Here is a 19,355-nt window from a genome sequence, read left to right on the forward strand (position 1 = left end):
GACCAGACCGGGGGGCGGGCGGCGTCTTTTTGGGGGACCGTGCAGTCGTGTCCGGGCCTGCAGCGCGGAGGGTAATACCGCAGCCCCGCGTGCGGTGCTTAAGAGCTATGTCAGCGACAGGTCCCGCCCTGCAAAATCGGGGTTTGGCGTTGCCCGGCTGGTTCCGGTAAGAAAAGCCTTGAAGCTGCCTGTCGTGGCGAGAGCCTTCGTTTCGCCAGGCAGAATAACAAGAGGAAATGCCGGAGATGACTGCCAGACCGCAATTGCCGGAGCGAACGCCGCGCGGAGTGGGTGAACCGACTGCGCTGAATGGCCTGCTGGTCGTTGACTTCACCCGGGTCGTTGCCGGCCCGGCCTGCACGCAAACGCTGGCCGATTTCGGCGCCGAAGTGATCAAGATCGAAAACCCCGACGGGGGCGACGATACCCGCCATTATGAACATGCGGACATCGGCGGCGAGAGCGCGGCCTTCCTCAGCCTCAATCGCAACAAGCGCGGCATTGCGCTCGATTTCAACAATCCCGCGGCGCTCGAAGTCGCGCGCGCACTGATCGCGAAAGCGGATGTCGTCGTGGAGAATTTCTCCGGCGGCGTGATGAAGAAGTTCGGGCTCGACTATGCGTCCGTCGCGCCGACCAATCCGAAGCTGATCTATTGCTCAATCTCGGCCTATGGCCGCAACGGCGAGTTCGCCTTGCGTCCGGGTTTCGATCCGATCACGCAAGCCGAAAGCGGCTTCATGTCGCTGAACGGCTTTCCGGATGGCGAGCCGGTGCGGACCGGTCCGCCGATCGTCGACATGGCGACAGGCATGTCGGCGTGCAACGCGATCCTGTTGGCCCTGATCGCCCGCGACCGGCTGGGCCGCGGCCAGCAGGTCGAGGTCGCGCTAATCGACACCGCCGTGTCGATGACCGGGTTCTACGGCATGGCCTACCTGATCAGCGGCGCGAATCCGGGCCGCTTCGGAAATTCGCCGAACGGCTCGCCCACGGTCGGCGTCTATCAGGCATCCGATGGGCCGCTTTACATGGCCTGCGCCAACGACCGCCTGTACCGCCGACTCGTGGTGGACGTGCTCGATCGGCCGGACCTCGTCACCGATCCCGAGTTCGCCCACAGGAAAAACCGAACCGCCAACAAGGAAAAGCTGCGCGCCATCATCGCCGGTATCTTTGCCAGCGACAGCCTTGAGCACTGGATGGCAAAGATGAAGAAGGCCAACATACCGGTCGGCTATCTGCGCACCGTAGAGGAAGGTTTCAACGCGCCGGAAGTGCGCGACCGCCATCGTCTCAGCCGGATTCCGCATCCGACTGCGGGCACCGTCCCCAATATTGAAACGCCGCTGCACATGAGCTTGACGCCAACCGTCGATCCCGTGGCGGCGCCGCTGCTCGGCGAGCACACTAGGGAAGTGCTCCGAAAGACCCTCGGCTATGATGAGCGGCGTATCGCAGGGCTGGCCGAGGCGGGGGCTTTCGGGAACGGCGGGCAATACGGCCTGAGCGGCGCTGATCAGGTTTGATGATTTGCGCCGGCCGCGATGATAGGGTTTCTGGTAGCTTCGCAGGATTCTCCACCCAGATGCATCTTGCAAACGAATAACATCCCTGCGTTTGCATGAGGCCTAACCTGTTTCAAAGCGGTAGCTTTTCTCGTTTATCTACGGCTAATGTGCCGCCAAACGGGAGAGAAGCAGCATGAATGAGGGGACCCCCATACGGCCGTCGAGGAATGTCGAACTCGGCGCCAGCGGTGAAGAATTCCAGAATCTCCACGAATTCATCCGAAAAGCCCGCTCCCGACTCAACCAGAATGCATGGGACTATATCGTTGGCGCCTCGGAGACCGAGACCACCATGCGTCGCAACCGCATAGCGCTCGACGAGATTGCATTCCGGCCCCGTGTGCTGAGGAACGTCGCCCAGGTCGACGCCTCTACCGAGGTCTTCGGTCGCCGGCTGCGTTTGCCTGTCATGATTGCGCCGGTTGGCGCGCTCGAGATTTTCGATCCAAATTCAGGCGCCGCTGTCGCGCGCGGCGCGGGGCAGTTCGGCGCCGCTCACATGTTGAGTTCGGTGTCCGAGCCGGGGCTTGAGGGCACCGCCAAGGCCGCACCCGATGCGTTGCGCATCTACCAGCTCTATGTCCGTGGCGACGACGCCTTTGTCGAAGATATTGTCAGCCGCACCGTCGACAACGGTTATGCCGCTTTCTGCCTGACGGTCGATACCGCGCATTACAGCCGGCGCGAGCGTGATATCGCCAAGCGGTATGTCCGCGAAAGCCGTATCCGGGCCACCGGGGGCGACTTCCAGAAGGGGCTGGAATGGCGGACCGTGAAGCTGATCAAGGACAAGTATAAAATTCCGCTGGTGATCAAGGGGATTGCGACGGCGGAAGACGCAGCGATCGCGCTCGATCATGGCGTGGATTGGATCTATGTGTCGAACCATGGCGGCCGCCAACTCGACCATGGACGAGGGGCGATGCACGTCTTGCCGGAAATCGTCAACGCCGTTGCCGGCCGTGCCAGGATCATGGTCGACGGTTCGTTCTGTCGCGGCACCGACATCGTGAAGGCGATTGCCTCGGGCGCCGATCTGGTCGGCATCGGCCGCCTGCAATGCTGGGCACTCGCGGCCGCAGGCGAAGCCGGCATCACGCGGATGCTGGAACTGTTGGAAGATGAGGTTATCCGCTGTCTCGGGCTGCTCGGCGTCACCCGCCTTGCCGAACTCGACAAGTCTTACCTGCATGCGGCGACCGCGACGAATCCGCCGAGCGTGTTCAGCGCCTTTCCGTTGCTGGATATCGAGCCCTATCGCTATTGAGAAGGGGCGGCCGCGCCGGTCGTTCGCCTGAAGCCAGCCCTGTCATTTCCGGAGTTAATCGCTCGTCAGGGAACCTGAACGGGCATCTCCGCATTATCTGGTGCGCCAAGGATGGCGCCGCCCAAACACGAGTCTAATCTCCATGGTCAAGTAGTCGCAGGCGAATGGCAGAAAATCCCTTCGCTCAATTCAGCCTCGAGAAAGCAATCGATCTTCGCTGGACGTTGCGGGATATTCAGGCTCGCCGGCTGAAAATGTCGCCGGTGAGCGAGGAAGATCTGAGGACATTGACAGGCCTCGGCCTGGTCGAAGTGCGCGACGAAGGCCTCGTGCTGACGCCGGCCGGAACGGCCGTACTGAACGGGTCGTGATCAGCGCGTCTTCAGGAAGCTCTCACCGGAGTCGCAAGGTGTGCAGCGGTAGGTCAACACGTCGTAATGCTGGTCGCGCGGCTCGATCATCGCCAGCCGCATCTGCGCACCGCATTTCATGCAAGGCATTTCTATGCTGGTTTGAAACCGCGTGCAGGTTGGCGTCGGCCGAAACGTTTGCAGCATTTTATCCCCATGTCCCAAGAGAGACTTAAAACCAGAGACGCCACGCCACCGACAGTCGAACCTGACCGAATCACTATGCCACACTGTTGCCACCATTGGAATCGGGCACCGCACCCGTAGGGCTACGGGCCGCGGGGAAGGAAATCATTCCTTAGGCCATTCGTCGGGCTTTGGGCCGGCCGGCTGCCGATGGCCGACGAGGTCCATGCGCCGGCGGGCCTCGGTCCAATACGCCGCAGACGCAGCCGGGAATTGTGCTAACCTGCCAAAGTCGACATTGGAGAAGCGACCATGACTGAACCGAAACTCGAAGTCCCGGCCGAGCTGCGCGATCTGGCCGAGAAAACCATCGATCAGGCGGAAAAAGCGTTCGGCATGTTCTTCGATGCCGCCGGCAAATCCATGACGTCGATGCCCGGCGCGGGTACGGAAATTTCCAAGCAGGCGCTATCGTTTACCGAGCAAAATATGAAGGCTGCGTTCGAGCATGCTCGAAAGCTGGTTCACGCGACTGACCTTCAGGAAGCCATGCGGATCCAGTCTGAATTCCTGCGCAGCCAGTTCACCAACGCCGGCGAACATATGCGTCAGATCACCGGCGGCGTCATATCGGCCGCAAAAGATTCGACGAAAGGCAAATTCTGAGGACGCGCGCTAACGGCGGCGTGCGATCGCGACACCGAACAGAAAGGCGACGAACAAGCTGGCCAGCGGCGCTTCGCGGGTAATCGCGCTGATGGTCGCGAGCGGCATTCCCGGCCGCCGTGCCGCCGCAATCGCGTCGCTGAGACGACCGACCGCGATTTGCAGCGCGGCAGACACTTCCGTCAGCGTTCGCGAAACATCGGTTGCCGTGTCGATGGCGCGTTCCGCCATACCGGGCTGTGATGGCTCTGATGGTTCGAAGTTCACGTTCTGTTACTCGGTCGCTCGGCATTTGCCGGCAACGGCTGATGTCCTGACAATACGCAGGCAGGATATTTGTTCCAGGAGTCATCTGTTCCCGAGTCATCGCTGTTGGATCGATGAGGGAACTTTCGTCGTCGTCGGGGTTTATTTTCGTCAGAGAAAATCACTGCGGATTTTCAAATGGCGAGGCATTTGGCGGAAGATCGTTTGAATCGACGTGGTGGCGCGCCGTTGAAGGTTGCGATTGCGGTCGCGGTTCTCGGCGTACTCGGTATGCTGATCGTCGACCATGGGCCATGGAACAGGCCGAAGGTACAGCCGGCCTTTATGGCGAGTTATAGCTCCACGGGCGAGGCTGCCCGGGCAGCCGGTGCACAGGTGATGCCGACCGAACAGAAGCTGCAGGTGGAGCCGGAGCCACCCGTGCCAAAGCCCGTTCACCCGGTTAACCCTACGCCGCCGTAGAGCGCACGTTCGACTCGTCGGGCAAATCACCGGCATAACGGCATCATCACAGAAATTCGCGGGCTTCGAACGAGCGCGTCAGCGCACGCTGACGAATGCAGCCCAGCACGCAGCCAACCCTGCAGCCACCAGCACGAGCAGAGGATTGTCGCAAAACGGGCTGCCATATTGGCACATCGCTACACCCGGCGAGCCGATCTCGTGACGGCCCGCTGCATAGAACACGCCCGACAGAATCGCGAGCACGGCAGCAACGAAAAACATTCGACAGCCTCCTTGCGCTCTGTTGGGCCGTGGGTTGCGCCATCCATGGCCCAACGATTTCGTTTCGATGTCGCAGTGCTCAATCTGAATCTGGTTTGCTCCGGTACTTGACGCGTCGGGCAAATCAGGTGCACATTGACACCATCACCGATATTGTAGAGCCCGCGCCGGAAACGGTGGCGGGCTTTTCATTTCACAAAACAATCGGAGGTCGGTTTCAATTTGTCGAAACCACTTCGTCGAATTTTCTGCAATTCTTTGACCACTCGAAAACAATTTGACATGTCGGGCAAATCACCGGCATAACGCCATCATCGCGAAAATTGCAAAGCCCGCACGGAGAAATCCGTCGCGGGCTTTCTGTTTGGAATCTTTGAATTCGCTGAAGGCAAGCAGTGTATTACCCGTGACTGGTCCCGGTGCCGCGAGACCGCCTATGTCAGCCGCGAAGCCGGCTCTAGCGGCAGCCATCTCGCCGATCCCGATATGAGTGTCGCGAGTCCCAAGAAGGACGGCGCAAACTGGAAGGTGTGCGCAACTCATCTGAGCTGAGGCTGATCAGGCCTCCGGAGCGCAGCAGTTGTTGATCTAGGACAAGCACTTGGCCTCGGTAGGACCGATACAGCCGCGGCTTCGCGGCGATGATCTCTAATCTCGTGGTGTCGTTCTCTGCGCCAAACAAGGTTTTGAAAAACCTAGCGTGGAATATCAAGCGATGACCAGAATGCAGGCTGCGGATGTCAGAGCCATCGTCGTCGAGACTCTGGCCGAACAACAGAGGATTGGTCGAGACGATATCGATGCAATGGTTCTCAAAGCCGTCGCGACGACATTGACTTCTTTCGGAATGGACGAAGATGATCGCAAGGAGCTTCGTGCCGATTTTCAGCACTTGCGGCGTTGGCGCAGAGGCGTCGAGCAAGTACAGAGCTATATGTTCAGGGCAGTCATCACGGTGATGATAACAGGCTTTGTCGTGGCCGTGTGGCTCGGCATCAAGGCGTCGCTAGGAAAGTGATCGGCTGACGTGTCGGATCCGGTCGCCTTCACCGGTATCATTCCGTCAATTCACACTTTCAATGCGAGCTATTTTTGTTGTGTTGGGAAGGCATTGCGGACATCGGCTTCGGTTGCGCCTGATGCGAGCTACGGACGCGTGCGCGCCTGAATGGGTGGTGCCAACAACTTCATCCGCGCGAGCTATCGTCTGTTCAGCCCCAGGAAGCCCCGGGCCTGGCCGCATACGCCTTATGGCGCAAGGACATAAAATAACCGCGCGTCGGTCGCGTACCTCAAATTGCTCCATTCGCCGGTGGTCTCGGTGGCCACCGGCCTTTTTTGCCTTTTTGGGACCAGCGTCCTGTGGCGGAGTAGCCATGCTTCCCATGCGCCTTGATCATTGGCGGTCAGGCGGTAGACTGACAAAGCTCGGGCGGCGCAAGCAACGGAGCAGGCGAGGAAACATATGGCTGGAGGCGACGGAAAGCTGGATGCAGGTTCGTCCGCGGGGCCGGGTGCGGACAGCTATGTAGCCATGGTCGCGCGTGCCAAGGCGCTGATTCCGCAATTGCGCGATCGTGCTTCAAAGACCGAAGAGCTTCGGCGATTGCCGCCGGAGACTGAGCGTGATTTGCATGATGCCGGCTTGTTCCGGATCGTGCAACCCAAACGCGTTGGAGGCGCCGAGCTTGACTATGTCGCGTTGGTCGATTGCGCCGATGCGCTGGGGCAGGCGGATGCTTCCGTGGCGTGGAACTTCGCCAATCTTGCCAGCCATCACTGGATGCTGGGCATGTTTGACCGGCAGGCGCAGGACGCCGTCTGGAGCAGGAATGCCGATGCGTTGATCGCGTCGTCCTTCATCTTTCCAGCCGGCCGCGCGAGAAAGGTGGGTGGTGGATATCTCCTTCGTGGTCACTGGCCGTTCTCCTCGGGCGTCGAGTCCTGCGACTGGAACATGCTTGCCGGTGTGGTGTCATCGGACGACGAGGCTGACGGCATCGAATACCGGATATTCCTGCTCAACAAAAGCGAGTACAGGATCAACGACACCTGGAATGCGACGGGACTGTGCGGCACCGGATCGAACGACGTATGGGTCGAGGATACCCTTGTTGCGGAGAAAATGACTGTCGCGGTCAGCGAGCTGACCGGCGGACCGACGCCGGGAAGCATGATCAACCCAAACGCGCTGTACGCGCTGCCGGTATTCACTCTCTTTCCTTATGTGTTATCGGGGGTCGGGCTGGGTAATGCGCAAGCTTGTCTGAATGATTACGTCGAATTCGCGCGGCACCGCGCGTCGACCTACAATCGTGCCAAACTCAGCGACCTGCAGACGACCCAAATCAAGATCGCGGAGGCCTCCGCCAAGATCGACGCGGCCCGCCTCGTCATGCGCACGAACTGTATCGAGGCGATGGATGATGCAAAGCGTGGCCATATTCCGGATCTTGCGCGCAAGACGCGACTTCGGCGGGACGGCGCTTTTTCGGTGAACCTCTGCACCGAAGCCGTGTCACTGTTGTTCGCGGCAAGCGGTGCACGCAGCCTGTTCACCTCAGGCGCGCTGCAGCGGCAGTTCCGCGACGCCCACGCGGTGAATTCGCACCTCGCATTCAATTTTGATGCGGCGGGAACCAATTATGGACGCGTGGCGCTTGGCCTGCCGTCCGAAAACCTGACGCTCTGAGGCCTGGCGGATGTCTGACGCACCCAAACATCCGGCCGATCCGGCCAATGAACTTGCCAGCGACAATTCGGCGATCGATCCGCGAGATTTTCGCAAGGCACTTGGCACGTTCGCCACCGGCGTCACCATCGTAACGGCGATGGCGGCGGATGGAAGGCCGTATGGCGTGACCTGCAACTCCTTTGCCTCGGTGTCGCTCAATCCGCCGCTGGTCTTGTGGAGTCTCGGGATGTTTTCTCAGGGACTCACGATCTTCCAGAATGCCAGCCATTTCACGGTCAATGTTCTCGGAGCTTCCCAGCAAGCACTGGCGTCGCAGTTTGCAAGATCGTCGGACGACAAGTTCGCCGGCGTGAACTGGAAGCCGGGGCTTGGCAACGCGCCGGTGTTGACCGACAGCGTCGCCAATTTCCAATGCCGTGCGGCCAATCGGTACTACGGCGGCGACCATATCATCTTCCTGGGCGCCGTCGAAGCCTACGCTTACAATCGACAGGAACCGCTGCTGTTTGCGCACGGCGGCTTCGGCCGATTCACTGCCGGAGATGGCAACGCGTCCTCGTGAGCGGGTCCCTCGCGGTTCTGCGGCAGACCTGCAGTTTTATTTCCTTGCCATCTCCGCGCGATACCAGTCGCCAATCTCGCTGGCTGTCATCAGTGCAACGCCGTCGTGACCGAGCACATAGTCGAGCAGTGCCTCCAGGTACTTGATGCGATGCGGCACGCCCGTGATGTAGGGGTGAATCGAGATTGCCATGATCCGCGCGTTCGATGCGCCTTCGAGATATAGTCGGTCGAACTGATCGGTGCAGCGTTTCAGAAACTGCTCCGAAGGTAGATGCTGCAACGCATGGATGACAATGTCGTTGGTTTCGACCGAATAGGGGATCGTCGTGATGGTTCCGTGAGGCGTGGCGATGTCCTGCGGCAGATCGTCGATCACCCAGTCAGCGAGGAACTCGATGCCGTTGAGGCGGAGCAAATCAAGGGTTTCTTCGGTCTCCGTGAGGCCGGGACTTTCCCATGACCGTGGCGGCTTCCCTGCAAATTTCGCAATTGTCTCGACCGAGCGCTGGATGGCTTCCGCCTGGTTCTCGACCTTGTGCATCGGGCCCTGCACGAAGCCGTGGCCCATGAATTCGAATCCGGCTTCGAGCGCGGCGGATGCGACGCGCGGGTAGGCGTTGCAGACATTGGCATTGAGCGCCAACGTCACCGGCATTTTGCGATCGGTCAGCGCCTTGAACTGACGCCAGAAGCCGGCGCGCATCCCATATTCATGCCATGACCAGTTCGGCACGTCGGGCAGTAGCGGCTGCCCCATCGGCGGGCTCAGCACCGTGCGAGGCATGGCGTTTTCGATCCGCCATTCTTCGACATTGAGGATAACCCACACCGCAAGCTTCTTGCCGCCGGGAAGCGTCAGCTTCGGTCGGTCGACTTGTGCTTGATAGGGGATGCGATCGCTCAATGCCACGGCAAGCTCTTCTCGAGTAAACGGGTCATTCGGCAGCCTTGGAAGTACTGGATACGCCTGCATTGACCCGAGGCATGACCTTTTCCGCCATCAGGATCATCGACTGCCGCCCGAGTTCGCGATCCTTCCAATCCTTGCCGGCATAGAGCAGCGTGCCGAAAGGCCCGGTCTCGTCCTGAAAAGCTAGCAGTTGATCCGCCACGCTTTCCGGCGTGCCATGAATGATCAGCTTGTCGCAGATCGATTCCAGCGTCACCTCGTCGTCGGGCTGATCGCGGCGCGTTTTGAACAATTCGATGCGACCACCGCGCTTCAGCTTGGTGAACAGCGAGCGATAGTAATAGACATAGGGCCCGTTTGGATCAGTAGCGTAGGCCTTCGCAGTTGCCGCGTCCTTGGCGACGAACACGCTCTTGGCAACGCGCCAATTTGCTGTATCCGCAGGACGGCCGGCGCGTTCGCATCCCTCGACATATTTCGGCCAGTGGCTTTTCACCCAGGCCGGCATCAGGAAGTTTGCCGAGATCGGCTCCCAGCCGCGTGCGGCGGCTTCCGTCACGCCCTTTGAGAACGGCGCCACCGCAGTGACCACAATCGGCGGGTGCGGCCGTTGCAGTGGGCGCGGAATGAAGCCCTGGCCGACATCTTCGATCAGGGTCTTCTGAACCGATATGTTCCAGAATTGGCCTTGCAGATTATAGGGCGGCTCGCTGGCCCAAATCTGAAGCACCTGATTGATCGCTTCCAGGAACATGGCATTCCTGTCCGCCTCGAGATTGCCGAACACTTCCGCGTCCGACAGCAGGCCACCGGGGCTGATGCCGAAGATCAGGCGTCCGTCGAGCATATGATCGAGCATCGCGATCGAGGCTGCAATCGCCGCCGGATGAGCGTTAGGCATGTTGACGGTGCCGGTGCCAAGCTTGATCTGCCTGGTCGCCGCCGCGAGCCACGCGATGAAAGCGACGCAAGAAGTGATATTCTCGGCCCTGTCGGTGACGTGCTCGCCGACATAGGCTTCGCTGAAGCCGAGTTCATCGGCTAGCAGGAAAGCCTCGCGGTCCTCCTTGAGCGAAAGCCGCCAATCCTTGTCGACAGGATGGATTGGCATCGTAAAGAATCCAAGCTTCATGGTCTGCTCTTCCACGTAAAGGCAGGCTTTTTGTTTGGCACAAAACGTGCGTCGTTCGCCGCTCGAAAACAAGCTCAAAGTCGAAATAATCACTCCGACAACAACTTGACCTTTGGCGTTCCCGGCCGTCTAATCCCGCGAAAATACCGATAGTGTTGGCCGGGGAGGTCACGCCGAAAATGAAAGCCCCGGCTTTCGCTTACGCCCGCGCGACCAGCGTCGCGAATGCGCTGGAATTGCTGACCGCGCATGGCGAAAAGGCCAAGGTGTTGTCTGGTGGCCAGAGCCTGCTGCCGGCGATGAATCTGCGCTTGCTCGCTCCCGAACTCATTATCGATATCGGCGAGTTGGCCGAGTTACGTGGCGTTGTGGTGAAGGGTGGCCTCATCACCATCGGTGCGCTGACACGCCACGTCGATCTCTTGAGATCTCCGGAAATAGCAGCCCATGCTCCCTTGCTGACGGATGCGGTCGCCCACGTTGCTCATCCTGCGATCCGCAATCGCGGCACCATCGGGGGAAGCCTTGCGCACGCAGACCCGGCTTCTGAACTTCCGGCCTGCATGCTCACGCTTGGCGCTACCATCATTGCGCACGGGCCGAGTGGCGAGCGGCGGATTCCGGCAAGCGAATTCTTCGCCGGCATCTACGAAACGGCGCTTGAGCCGCAGGAACTGCTAGTCGCCGTTGAACTACCCGTGCCTCCCAAAAAATCGGTTTATTTCTTTCATGAGTTCGCCCGTCGCCATGGCGACTACGCAATCGTCGGCCTCGCAGCGCAAGCCCTCGTCAAGGATGGGCAGATTGCTGATCTTCGCCTCGGTTTCTTTGCCGTCGGTGATCGCCCGTTGTTAGCCAGATCTGCCGGCAAACTGGTCGATGTCGCCATTACGTCTACGGTACTGTCGGAGGCGTGTTCCGCATTGGATCAAGAACTCGACCCGCTGGAGGACCAACAGGCGACAGCCGATATGCGTCGGCATCTGGCCAAGGTCCTGATGGCGCGTTGCGTATCCTCGCTACTTGATCGCCCTGGTCTCCGCGCGGGAGCATTAGCGTGACGACAGCCGTTGCGATTTCGCTTGTTGTCAATGGTGAGCATTTCGAAGCGAATGTACTGCCGCGCCTGAATTTGGCGGATTTTCTTCGTGAGCATCTTAAGCTGACCGGCACGCATGTCGGTTGCGAACACGGGGTCTGCGGAGCATGCACAGTCCGCGTCAATGGCGATATCGTCCGTTCCTGCCTGCTGCTTGCAGTGCAGGCGCACAATGCGACGGTTGAGACGATCGAGGGGGTCTCCGACAGCGGCGAGATTGCCGATTTGCAGTCCGCATTCCGAGAACGTAACGCACTGCAATGCGGCTTCTGCACGCCGGGAATGCTGATGGCGGCGCAGGATCTGCTGAAGCAATTGCCGTGTCCGGACCGAGAACAGATTCGCACACATCTTTCCGGCAACTATTGCCGCTGTACAGGCTATCAGGCAATCGTCGACGCGATCGAGGCCACAACGCGTGTGCGCGCCGGACGCTTGCCATGACCTCGAAACAGGCAAATCCTGAAACGCTTTCTGCGCTGGACCGTCCGAACTCTTATATCGGCAAGACTGTGCCGCGGCCGAACCTCGAGCGGCTGATGCAGGGACGCGGGCTCTATGTCAGCGATATCGAGCTGCCGCGCATGGCGCATGTCGCGTTCGTCCGCTCGCCGCATGCGCATGCGAAGATCAATGGCGTCGACGCCTCGGTGGCCAGGCGGATGCCGGGAGTGATCGCCGTCGTTTCAGGCAAGGAACTCTCCGCCGTCATCACGCCGTGGGTCGGCGTCCTCTCGCATTTGAAGGGCCTCAAATCCGCCCCGCAGAGCGCCATCGCGGTTGATCGCGTGTGCTGGCAGGGTGAAGCGGTCGCAGCCGTGGTGGCCAGCAATCGCGCCCAGGCCGAGGACGCAGCGGAGCTTGTCTCGGTCGATTATGAGGAACTCGAGGCCGTAACGGACATGTGCACCGCGCTTGATCCGGCCACAGCTGTGATCCACGACTCGCTCGGCGACAACCTGGCCTTTGAGCGCAATTACGATGCGGGCGCCGTCGATCAGGCCTTCGCCGAATCCGACGAGGTGGTGGAGGCGGAGTTCGTTTTCGGACGGCACACCGGCGTGACACTCGAACCGCGCGCGGTAGTAGCCGACTGGAATGTCGCAGAAGAGAGGCTGACCATCTATCAAGGCACGCAGGCGCCGCATATGGTGCAAAATATTGCAGCGCTGCATCTCGGTTTGAAGGAATCGCAGGTCCGCGTGGTCTGTAAGGATGTCGGCGGCTCCTTTGGCGTCAAGGTTCACATTTATGCTGACGAGATGGCGACTTACGCACTGTCCAAACTCCTGCGGCGTCCGGTCAAATTCGTCGCCGACCGGGTCGAGAGCTTCAATACCGATATTCATGCTCGCGACCATCGCTGCAAGGCAAAGATCGGCGTCAGGCGCGATGGCTCTATCACTGCATTCGAGATCGACGATTTGACGGGTATCGGGCCCTATTCGATGTATCCGCGCACCAGTGCGATCGAGGCTAATCAGGTCGTCAATCTCGTCGGCGGCCCCTATGCGACCCGGCATTATCGCGCCCGGGCCCGCGTCGTGTTCCAGAACAAGAACGTGATGTGTCAGTACCGCGCCGTTGGCCATCCGATCGCCTGCTCGGTGACGGAGGGCCTGGTTGACCTGGCGGCCATGAAGATCGGTATGGACCCGGTCGAAATTCGCCGTCGCAATCTGATCGCCGATGATGCTTATCCCTGTGCTTCGCCGTCAGGTTTGCGCTTCGAGCAATTGTCGCACCATGCTGCGCTCGCCAAGCTCGTCAAAATGATGGACTACGACGCGCTGCGCGCCGAGCAGGCCGCCTTGCGAGCGAAGAACATCCATCGCGGCGTTGGCATCGCTAGTTTCATCGAGGTCACCAATCCCAGCGCGGCATTTTATGGCGTCGGCGGTGCGAAGATATCCTCGCAGGATGGCGTCGCGGTGCGGCTCGACGCGCAGGGGTCTGTGATCTGTCAAACAAGTATCACCGAGCAGGGACAGGGATCGGAATCGCTTACCGCACAGATCGTCGGAAGCGTGCTTGGCGTTTCGATGGATCGGGTCCGCGTGATCCTGGGCGACACCGACAATACGCCGTATGGCGGAGGCACCTGGGCCTCGCGCGGCGCTGGTATCGGTGGGGAGGCCGCGCTTCAAGCTACCAAGATACTGCGCAAGAACATTCTCGACGTCGCGGCCGCCGTTCTGCAATCGGCGTCGGGGGAACTCGACATTGTAAACAATGGCGTCGTGAACGCCGTCGATGGTGCCCCGCGGATTGAGTTGAGCGAGCTCGCGCGCATTGTCTATTTCCGTCCCGACACGCTGCCGCCGGGCATTCAGCCCGAGTTCATGGCTACCAGGCACTTTGTCCCGCGCGAATACCCCTTCGCTTTCACCAATGGCGTTCAGGCCTCCTGGCTGGAGGTCGATACCGATGCCGGCTTTGTGAAGCTGTTGAAGCATTGGGTGGTCGAGGATTGCGGCACTATCATCAATCCACAACTGGTCGATGAGCAGATCAGGGGAGGCGTGGTACAGGGTCTTGGCGCCGCGCTATTCGAGAAATGCGTGTATGACGAACGCGGCCAGCTCACCAACGCTAACATGGCCGATTATCTGGTTCCGATGTCCGGTGAAATGCCTGACATCGATGTCGGGCATGTGGTGTCGCCTACCTTGGAATCGGAACTGGGTGCGAAAGGTGCGGGCGAGGCCGGCACGGCGGGTGCGGCAGCGGCGGTAACCAACGCGGTCAATGACGCACTCAGGCCGTTTGGAGCAATCATCACGGAAATTCCTCTGACGCCTCAGGTTGTCCTGACCGCCTTGGGACGTATCTAGTACGAAGTTCGAAGGACGGTGGCTGCCGCCGTTCGCGCTATTCGGCCGCCGCGTTCGCAATCGCGCCCGCCTGCCGGTTGGTAACGACAACCTTGATCGCATCTTCGACGCGCTCGCGGGCGTATCGCAGCGCAGTCGGCAGGTCGGCCAGAGAAAACGTGTGGGTGTGAATCTTTGTCGCATCAAATCGCTTTTCCGCCATCAGCGCCATGGCGCGGTGGGTGGCGCTACGGCCTTCGCCGCGAATTCCGAAAGCATAGATATTGTTCTTCACGAGATGCGCGAGATCCATCGTGACTGGATCGTGCGGAAACGCAGCGAGGCAGATTTTCCCGCCGCGGTTGGTCATGTGAATGGCCTGGTTGATCGTTGCCTCGCTGCCGGCACACTCAACCACATAGTCGGCGCCGATGCCGCCGGTGAGTTGCCTAACCACTTCAACCGCGTCTTCGTCGTTAATATTGACGACACGGTCGGCACCGAGCTCCCGGCCGATCGAAAGCCGCTTGTTGCGCGTTCCCGTCAAGATCACCGGGCTGGCGCCGAGCGCCTTGGCAACGGCCACCGCGAGTAGCCCGATCGGACCCGGGCCGATTACCACGACGCTCTCGCCGGCTACCAACCCTCCCAACTCCGTCAGCCCATACATCGAGGTCCCCGCGGTAACGACGAGCGTCGCCTCGGCGTCGCTCATGGTGTCGGGCACCCGCGCTAGTGTGTTGATGTGATTGACCGCGTATTCGGCAAAGCCGCCGTCCGTGGTGAAGCCGTTCGCGCGATGGCCCTTCTCCGGCTTCCCGTAATTCAGACATGACGTATACATGCCTTGACGACAGCGCTTGCACTGGCCGCAGCCGGCGTGGATCTCCACGCTGATCCGCTCGCCGATCTCGAATTCGTCGACGTCGGGCCCGAGCGCGGCGACCGTGCCCATATACTCGTGGCCCGGTGTGAAATTCCTGTTGAAGGGCAGGCCGCCTTCAATGCTGGCCGGCGATCCCGAATGAATGATTTCGAGATCGGTGGCGCAGATCGCGACTGCATCGATCCGGATCAGGACTTCGGCGCGTGAAGGTACGGGTACCGGCTTCTCCCGCAGCAGGAGCTGATCTGGATCGCCGAGCACCCAGGCTCTCATCCGGTCAGGAATCGGAAGATCGGGCGACGTCTTCACGCCTGAAGGTTGGTACATGGGCGTCTCCTCTCGTGCCGGATGCTACCGGAAATCGCCGGCCGGCGAAATTGCGGATGTCGTCGGCGTCGCTCAAGTTTGCTGCATAGCAAAAACGCTCTGTCGCAAAACCTTCATACGCGGCCTATACTTGCACACGGGTTGGTGATGAGATCGTCAATTGCCGCCCTTGACCGGAGTGAACCATGAAGACCGTCCGTTTTGTTCTTGCCTTGCTCGCGCTGTCACCGATAGCGCCCTGGCAATCCGCCAAAGCGGCCGATGTCATCTGCTACAATTGCCCGCCGGAATGGGCGGACTGGGCCTCGATGCTCAAGGCGATCAAGACCGACCTCAACTACGATATCCCGCACGATAACAAAAATTCCGGCCAGGCGCTGGCTCAGATTCTCGCCGAGAAAAACAATCCTGTCGGCGACATCGGTTATTTCGGCGTGACCTTCGGCATGAAGGCCAAGGCGCAGGATGCGCTCGAGCCTTACAAGCCGGCGAAATGGGACCAGGTCCCTGTCGGCCTGAAGGATGCCGACGGATACTGGACCACGATCCACTCCGGCACGCTTGGCCTGTTCGTGAACAAGGACGCGCTCGCCGGCAAGCCGGTGCCGGCCTGCTGGAAGGATCTGCTGAAGCCCGGCTATAAGGGCATGGTCGGCTATCTCGATCCGTCATCGGCCGCGGTCGGGTATGTCGGCGCGGTCGCGATCAATCTGGCGCTTGGCGGCTCCGAGACGAATTTCGATCCCGCGATCAATTTCTTCAAGGATCTACGCAAGAACGATCCGATCGTTCCCAAGCAGACTTCGTACGCCCGCGTGGTCTCCGGCGAAATGCCGATCCTGTTCGACTATGATTTTAACGCCTATCGCGCGAAATATTCAGAAAAGGGCAATTTCGAATTCGTGATCCCCTGCGAGGGATCGGTGGTGTTTCCCTACGTCGTCGGCCTCGTCAAGAACGCGCCCGACAAGGAAAAAGCCAAGAAGGTGCTGGACTATCTCTTGTCCGATAAAGGGCAGGCGATCTGGACCAATGCCTATCTGCGCCCGGCACGGCCGATCGAACTTCCCGAAGCCGTAAAGAACAAGTTCCTGCCTGACGGCGATTACGCCCGCGCCAAGAACGTTGACTGGGGACGGATGGAAAACATGCAAAAAGGCTTTGTCGACCGCTATCTCGCCGAGGTCCGCTGAGGCAATATGGCGCCTCTCGCCGGGGCGCTATCTTCTGATGTCACATAGGTCTTTTGTCTGGTTGTGCCTGCTGCCGCTTATGGCGGTGACCGCGGCATTTTTCCTGTTGCCGATGGCGCGGCTCGTTATAACCGGGGCAGGCGGACCGCAGGGGCTCGCGGGATATCTCGCAATCCTGACCGAGCCGCGTTACCGTGCGACGCTTGTCAACACCGTCCTGCTTGCCGCCGCGACCACCATTGTGACCCTGGTCGTGGCGACGATCGCCGGGATGTTCCTGCAGCGGCATCGTTTCCCCGGCCGCGCCGTTTTGATTGCGATGCTGACCTTTCCACTGGCGTTTCCCGGCGTCGTGGTCGGCTTCTTGATCATTCTCCTCGCCGGACGACAGGGCCTGATCGGCGATTTCTCCAACCGCCTGTTTGGCGAGAAGCTGGTCTTTGCCTATTCGATCTACGGGCTGTTTCTCGGATACCTCTATTTCTCCATCCCACGCGTCATTCTCACCATCATGGCTGCGGTGCAGAAGCTCGATGTCGGCTTGGAAGAAGCCGCGCGCTCGCTCGGCGCGGGCCCCTGGGCGGTGCAGCGCGACGTCGTCCTGCCGGCGCTGGCGCCGGCCTTCGTTGCCTCCGGCGCGATTGCCTTTGCAACTGCCATGGGTGCGTTCGGGACCGCGTTTACGTTGGCGACGAACATCGATGTGCTGCCGATGTTGATCTATACCGAGTTCACGCTGGCCGCGAATTTCGCGACGTCGGCCGCGCTGTCGGTCGGGCTTGGCATCATCACATGGTTCATTCTCGCGCTTGCCCGCTCCTTCAGCGGAAGTGCCGTCGCGGCGGCTGGATGAGACCATGCGCGATCGCCTGATCTTCACCGGCCAGTTCATCTTCACCCTGCTGGTGGCCGGATTCCTGGTGGTGCCCGCGATCCTGTCGATCTCCGCCGGCGTCACGGTGAGCTACTTTCGCGGCATCCAGTCCGGCGTGACCCTGCAATGGGTCGTGCAGGTGTGGGAGCTCTATGCCGGCACCATCCTGCTGTCCTTCGTGGTCGCATTTGCGACACTTGCGGTAACGCTCGCCGCTGGCGTTCCAGCCGCCTATGCCCTGCATGTGCGGGGAGGGCGCCTGTCGCGGATCGTCGAGGAGATCATCACCCTGCCGTTGGCGATCCCTGGCCTGGCTATCGCGCTGGCACTGCTGTTGACCTACGGAGGCTTCGGCGATTTTCGCCGCTCCTGGCTATTCATTCTGACAGGCCACGTCATCTTCACCATGCCCTTCATGGTGCGATCGGTCATGGCCGTGTTCGCGACCGTCGACATCAAAACGCTGGACGAGGGGGCTGCGTCGCTCGGCGCACCGCCGTGGCGGCGCTTCCGCGACGTGATCGTGCCCAACGCCGTGCCGGGAATATTGGCGGGCAGCCTGATGGTGGTTACGCTGTCGCTCGGTGAATTCAACCTGACCTGGATGCTGCACACGCCGTTGACCAAGACGCTGCCGATCGGACTAGCGGACAGCTATGCCTCGATGCGGCTGGAAGTGGCCTCGGCCTATACGCTGATCTTCTTCGTGATGATCATTCCGCTGCTGGTGGCTATGCAATTGTTTGCCGAGAAGGAAGCGAAGAGATGAGTGCGCGGGCCGGACACGGCGCTTCGGCGCGTATCGAGGCCTGCGGCAAGACCTTTGCCGACGGTACGCGCGCGCTCGAACCTGCAACGCTTGATATCGCCCGAGGTGAAACGCTGGTGCTGCTCGGCCCCTCCGGCTGCGGCAAAACCACCATGCTGCGCATCATCGCGGGTCTCGAAGTACCCGATTCCGGCGGCAGGGTAATGTTCGATGGCAAGGACATGACGGCGGTGCCGATCGAACGGCGCAATGTCGGCATGGTGTTCCAGTCCTACGCACTTTTTCCCAACATGACCGTATCGGACAATATCGGCTATGGCCTGAAGATCCGCGGGATACCGGCCAAGGAGCGGGCGGCACGCGTCGCCGAACTGGTGGCGCTGACCAATATCTCCGGGCTTGAGAACCGCCGCATCGACCAGCTTTCCGGCGGGCAGCGTCAGCGCGTCGCGCTGGCGCGCGCGGTAGCGATCCGGCCGGGCATCCTGTTGCTCGACGAGCCGCTGACGGCGCTGGATGCTGCGTTGCGCGACCGGTTGCGCGGCGAATTGAACCGCCTGCTGCGTGCGCTGGGCATCACCACGATTTATGTGACCCACGATCAATCCGAGGCCATGGAGCTCGGCGATCGTGTCGTCGTCATGCAGAAGGGGGCGATTGCCCAGATCGGCACGCCGCGCGAAATCTACTTCACGCCGCGAAGTCGCTTCGTCGCGGAATTCATTGGCGCTGCGAATATTGTCGAAGCGGCCATCGAGGGCGGTCATCTCGTGTTACCGGGCGGACGGCAGCCGATTCACTGCGACGTGGACATGCCGGCGGCGGTTGCGATGATCCGCCCCGAAACTATTCGCGTGACTTCAGCCGAAAGTGCGTCGCTTTCGGGCATTATCGACAGCGTCAGCTTCATTGGCGACCGGCAACGGTTGGTCATCAGCGGCGCATCCAATAGATTGCTTACCGTCGACGCGCCGAATACCGTTCACGCCAAGGCCGGCGAACGGATCGGGCTATCGATTTCGCGGGACGCTGTCCGTTTGTTGCCGCCTGAAAACTGAGA

The 19,355-nt window shown here is 60.5% G+C and carries 20 protein-coding genes; 15 read left to right on the top strand and 5 right to left on the bottom strand.

The genetic code is table 11. The features are described from left to right. Positions 1 to 245: 245 nt before the first annotated feature. The 4 genes from V1288_RS20635 to V1288_RS20650 all read left to right on the top strand — a co-directional run bounded on the left by V1288_RS20635 (position 246) and on the right by V1288_RS20650 (position 4,040). The gene (locus V1288_RS20635; RefSeq protein WP_334358787.1) at positions 246 to 1,529 is read left to right on the top strand and encodes a CaiB/BaiF CoA transferase family protein; all 1,284 of its coding nucleotides are present in this window, start codon (positions 246 to 248) and stop codon (positions 1,527 to 1,529) included. 175 nt (positions 1,530 to 1,704) lie between these two features. Then, the gene (locus tag V1288_RS20640) at positions 1,705 to 2,838 is read left to right on the top strand and encodes an alpha-hydroxy acid oxidase (RefSeq protein ID WP_334358788.1); all 1,134 of its coding nucleotides are present in this window, start codon (positions 1,705 to 1,707) and stop codon (positions 2,836 to 2,838) included. A 164-nt stretch (positions 2,839 to 3,002) separates the two neighbouring features. Continuing rightward, entirely contained in the window at positions 3,003 to 3,209 is a 207-nt protein-coding gene (locus V1288_RS20645) for a hypothetical protein (RefSeq protein ID WP_247780067.1), read from the top strand. A 477-nt stretch (positions 3,210 to 3,686) separates the two neighbouring features. Then, positions 3,687 to 4,040 carry a phasin gene (locus tag V1288_RS20650; protein WP_334358789.1) on the top strand — a complete coding sequence of 118 codons (354 nt, stop codon included), beginning with the start codon at positions 3,687 to 3,689 and terminating at the stop codon, positions 4,038 to 4,040. Positions 4,041 to 4,049: 9 nt separating this feature from the next. On the opposite strand, the gene V1288_RS20655 is transcribed toward V1288_RS20650, so the two are convergent. Continuing rightward, entirely contained in the window at positions 4,050 to 4,271 is a 222-nt protein-coding gene (locus tag V1288_RS20655) for a hypothetical protein (RefSeq protein WP_442894036.1), read from the bottom strand. 240 nt (positions 4,272 to 4,511) lie between these two features. On the opposite strand from V1288_RS20655, the gene V1288_RS20660 reads away from it, so the two are divergent. Next, a complete protein-coding gene (locus V1288_RS20660) occupies positions 4,512 to 4,769 on the top strand; it encodes a hypothetical protein (protein ID WP_334358791.1) in 258 nt (85 codons plus the stop codon). A 78-nt stretch (positions 4,770 to 4,847) separates the two neighbouring features. On the opposite strand, the gene V1288_RS20665 is transcribed toward V1288_RS20660, so the two are convergent. Next, positions 4,848 to 5,033, bottom strand: coding sequence for a hypothetical protein (locus tag V1288_RS20665; RefSeq protein WP_334358792.1), 186 nt, complete (start codon positions 5,031 to 5,033; stop codon positions 4,848 to 4,850). A gap of 715 nt (positions 5,034 to 5,748) precedes the next feature. On the opposite strand from V1288_RS20665, the gene V1288_RS20670 reads away from it, so the two are divergent. The 3 genes from V1288_RS20670 to V1288_RS20680 all read left to right on the top strand — a co-directional run bounded on the left by V1288_RS20670 (position 5,749) and on the right by V1288_RS20680 (position 8,290). Further along, entirely contained in the window at positions 5,749 to 6,051 is a 303-nt protein-coding gene (locus V1288_RS20670) for a hypothetical protein (protein WP_442893970.1), read from the top strand. A 447-nt stretch (positions 6,052 to 6,498) separates the two neighbouring features. Then, positions 6,499 to 7,725, top strand: a complete 1,227-nt coding sequence (locus V1288_RS20675) for an acyl-CoA dehydrogenase family protein (RefSeq protein WP_334358793.1) — start codon at positions 6,499 to 6,501, stop codon at positions 7,723 to 7,725. A 10-nt stretch (positions 7,726 to 7,735) separates the two neighbouring features. After that, positions 7,736 to 8,290, top strand: a complete 555-nt coding sequence (locus V1288_RS20680) for a flavin reductase family protein (RefSeq protein ID WP_334358794.1) — start codon at positions 7,736 to 7,738, stop codon at positions 8,288 to 8,290. Between the two features lie 36 nt (positions 8,291 to 8,326). Here V1288_RS20680 and V1288_RS20685 read toward each other — a convergent pair whose 3' ends face one another. Together V1288_RS20685 and V1288_RS20690 are read right to left on the bottom strand one after the other, a co-directional pair. Further along, complete coding sequence (locus V1288_RS20685) at positions 8,327 to 9,202, bottom strand: polysaccharide deacetylase family protein (RefSeq protein WP_334358795.1); 876 nt, start codon at positions 9,200 to 9,202, stop codon at positions 8,327 to 8,329. Between the two features lie 25 nt (positions 9,203 to 9,227). After that, a complete protein-coding gene (locus V1288_RS20690) occupies positions 9,228 to 10,334 on the bottom strand; it encodes an LLM class flavin-dependent oxidoreductase (protein ID WP_334358796.1) in 1,107 nt (368 codons plus the stop codon). 179 nt (positions 10,335 to 10,513) lie between these two features. Here V1288_RS20690 and V1288_RS20695 point away from each other — a divergent pair, with 179 nt between their 5' ends. From V1288_RS20695 to V1288_RS20705, 3 genes are read left to right on the top strand one after another with little or no spacing between them, the layout of a single operon-like run. Then, positions 10,514 to 11,395, top strand: coding sequence for an FAD binding domain-containing protein (locus V1288_RS20695; RefSeq protein ID WP_334358797.1), 882 nt, complete (start codon positions 10,514 to 10,516; stop codon positions 11,393 to 11,395). Continuing rightward, positions 11,392 to 11,877, top strand: coding sequence for a (2Fe-2S)-binding protein (locus V1288_RS20700; RefSeq protein ID WP_334358798.1), 486 nt, complete (start codon positions 11,392 to 11,394; stop codon positions 11,875 to 11,877). Before V1288_RS20695 ends, V1288_RS20700 begins: the two co-directional genes overlap by 4 nt. Continuing rightward, the gene (locus V1288_RS20705; protein ID WP_334358799.1) at positions 11,874 to 14,267 is read left to right on the top strand and encodes a xanthine dehydrogenase family protein molybdopterin-binding subunit; all 2,394 of its coding nucleotides are present in this window, start codon (positions 11,874 to 11,876) and stop codon (positions 14,265 to 14,267) included. The genes V1288_RS20700 and V1288_RS20705 overlap by 4 nt, the downstream gene beginning before the upstream one ends. 37 nt (positions 14,268 to 14,304) lie before the next feature. On the opposite strand, the gene V1288_RS20710 is transcribed toward V1288_RS20705, so the two are convergent. Next, positions 14,305 to 15,459, bottom strand: a complete 1,155-nt coding sequence (locus tag V1288_RS20710; RefSeq protein ID WP_334358800.1) for a zinc-dependent alcohol dehydrogenase — start codon at positions 15,457 to 15,459, stop codon at positions 14,305 to 14,307. A gap of 185 nt (positions 15,460 to 15,644) precedes the next feature. Between V1288_RS20710 and V1288_RS20715 the strand changes: the two genes are divergently transcribed. From V1288_RS20715 to V1288_RS20730, 4 genes are read left to right on the top strand one after another with little or no spacing between them, the layout of a single operon-like run. Then, positions 15,645 to 16,652, top strand: coding sequence for an ABC transporter substrate-binding protein (locus tag V1288_RS20715; RefSeq protein WP_334358801.1), 1,008 nt, complete (start codon positions 15,645 to 15,647; stop codon positions 16,650 to 16,652). Positions 16,653 to 16,689: 37 nt separating this feature from the next. Then, entirely contained in the window at positions 16,690 to 17,505 is an 816-nt protein-coding gene (locus V1288_RS20720) for an ABC transporter permease (protein ID WP_334358802.1), read from the top strand. Between the two features lie 4 nt (positions 17,506 to 17,509). Beyond that, a complete protein-coding gene (locus V1288_RS20725; protein WP_334358803.1) occupies positions 17,510 to 18,295 on the top strand; it encodes an ABC transporter permease in 786 nt (261 codons plus the stop codon). Beyond that, the gene (locus tag V1288_RS20730) at positions 18,292 to 19,353 is read left to right on the top strand and encodes an ABC transporter ATP-binding protein (protein ID WP_334358804.1); all 1,062 of its coding nucleotides are present in this window, start codon (positions 18,292 to 18,294) and stop codon (positions 19,351 to 19,353) included. Before V1288_RS20725 ends, V1288_RS20730 begins: the two co-directional genes overlap by 4 nt. Positions 19,354 to 19,355: the final 2 nt, after the last annotated feature.

It is taken from the genome of Bradyrhizobium sp. AZCC 2176 (genome assembly GCF_036924645.1).
GTDB lineage: Bacteria > Pseudomonadota > Alphaproteobacteria > Rhizobiales > Xanthobacteraceae > Bradyrhizobium.

Excerpts from the sequence above, each read along its gene's own strand:
- V1288_RS20635 (WP_334358787.1), top strand. The coding sequence starts at position 246 with ATGACTGCCAGACCGCAATTGCCGGAGCGAACGCCGCGCGGAGTGGGT.
- V1288_RS20640 (WP_334358788.1), top strand. The coding sequence starts at position 1,705 with ATGAATGAGGGGACCCCCATACGGCCGTCGAGGAATGTCGAACTCGGC.
- V1288_RS20645 (WP_247780067.1), top strand. The coding sequence starts at position 3,003 with ATGGCAGAAAATCCCTTCGCTCAATTCAGCCTCGAGAAAGCAATCGAT.
- V1288_RS20650 (WP_334358789.1), top strand. The coding sequence starts at position 3,687 with ATGACTGAACCGAAACTCGAAGTCCCGGCCGAGCTGCGCGATCTGGCC.
- V1288_RS20655 (WP_442894036.1), bottom strand. The coding sequence starts at position 4,271 with ATGGCGGAACGCGCCATCGACACGGCAACCGATGTTTCGCGAACGCTG.
- V1288_RS20665 (WP_334358792.1), bottom strand. The coding sequence starts at position 5,033 with ATGTTTTTCGTTGCTGCCGTGCTCGCGATTCTGTCGGGCGTGTTCTAT.
- V1288_RS20670 (WP_442893970.1), top strand. The coding sequence starts at position 5,749 with ATGACCAGAATGCAGGCTGCGGATGTCAGAGCCATCGTCGTCGAGACT.
- V1288_RS20675 (WP_334358793.1), top strand. The coding sequence starts at position 6,499 with ATGGCTGGAGGCGACGGAAAGCTGGATGCAGGTTCGTCCGCGGGGCCG.
- V1288_RS20680 (WP_334358794.1), top strand. The coding sequence starts at position 7,736 with ATGTCTGACGCACCCAAACATCCGGCCGATCCGGCCAATGAACTTGCC.
- V1288_RS20690 (WP_334358796.1), bottom strand. The coding sequence starts at position 10,334 with ATGAAGCTTGGATTCTTTACGATGCCAATCCATCCTGTCGACAAGGAT.
- V1288_RS20695 (WP_334358797.1), top strand. The coding sequence starts at position 10,514 with ATGAAAGCCCCGGCTTTCGCTTACGCCCGCGCGACCAGCGTCGCGAAT.
- V1288_RS20705 (WP_334358799.1), top strand. The coding sequence starts at position 11,874 with ATGACCTCGAAACAGGCAAATCCTGAAACGCTTTCTGCGCTGGACCGT.
- V1288_RS20710 (WP_334358800.1), bottom strand. The coding sequence starts at position 15,459 with ATGTACCAACCTTCAGGCGTGAAGACGTCGCCCGATCTTCCGATTCCT.
- V1288_RS20715 (WP_334358801.1), top strand. The coding sequence starts at position 15,645 with ATGAAGACCGTCCGTTTTGTTCTTGCCTTGCTCGCGCTGTCACCGATA.
- V1288_RS20720 (WP_334358802.1), top strand. The coding sequence starts at position 16,690 with ATGTCACATAGGTCTTTTGTCTGGTTGTGCCTGCTGCCGCTTATGGCG.
- V1288_RS20725 (WP_334358803.1), top strand. The coding sequence starts at position 17,510 with ATGCGCGATCGCCTGATCTTCACCGGCCAGTTCATCTTCACCCTGCTG.
- V1288_RS20730 (WP_334358804.1), top strand. The coding sequence starts at position 18,292 with ATGAGTGCGCGGGCCGGACACGGCGCTTCGGCGCGTATCGAGGCCTGC.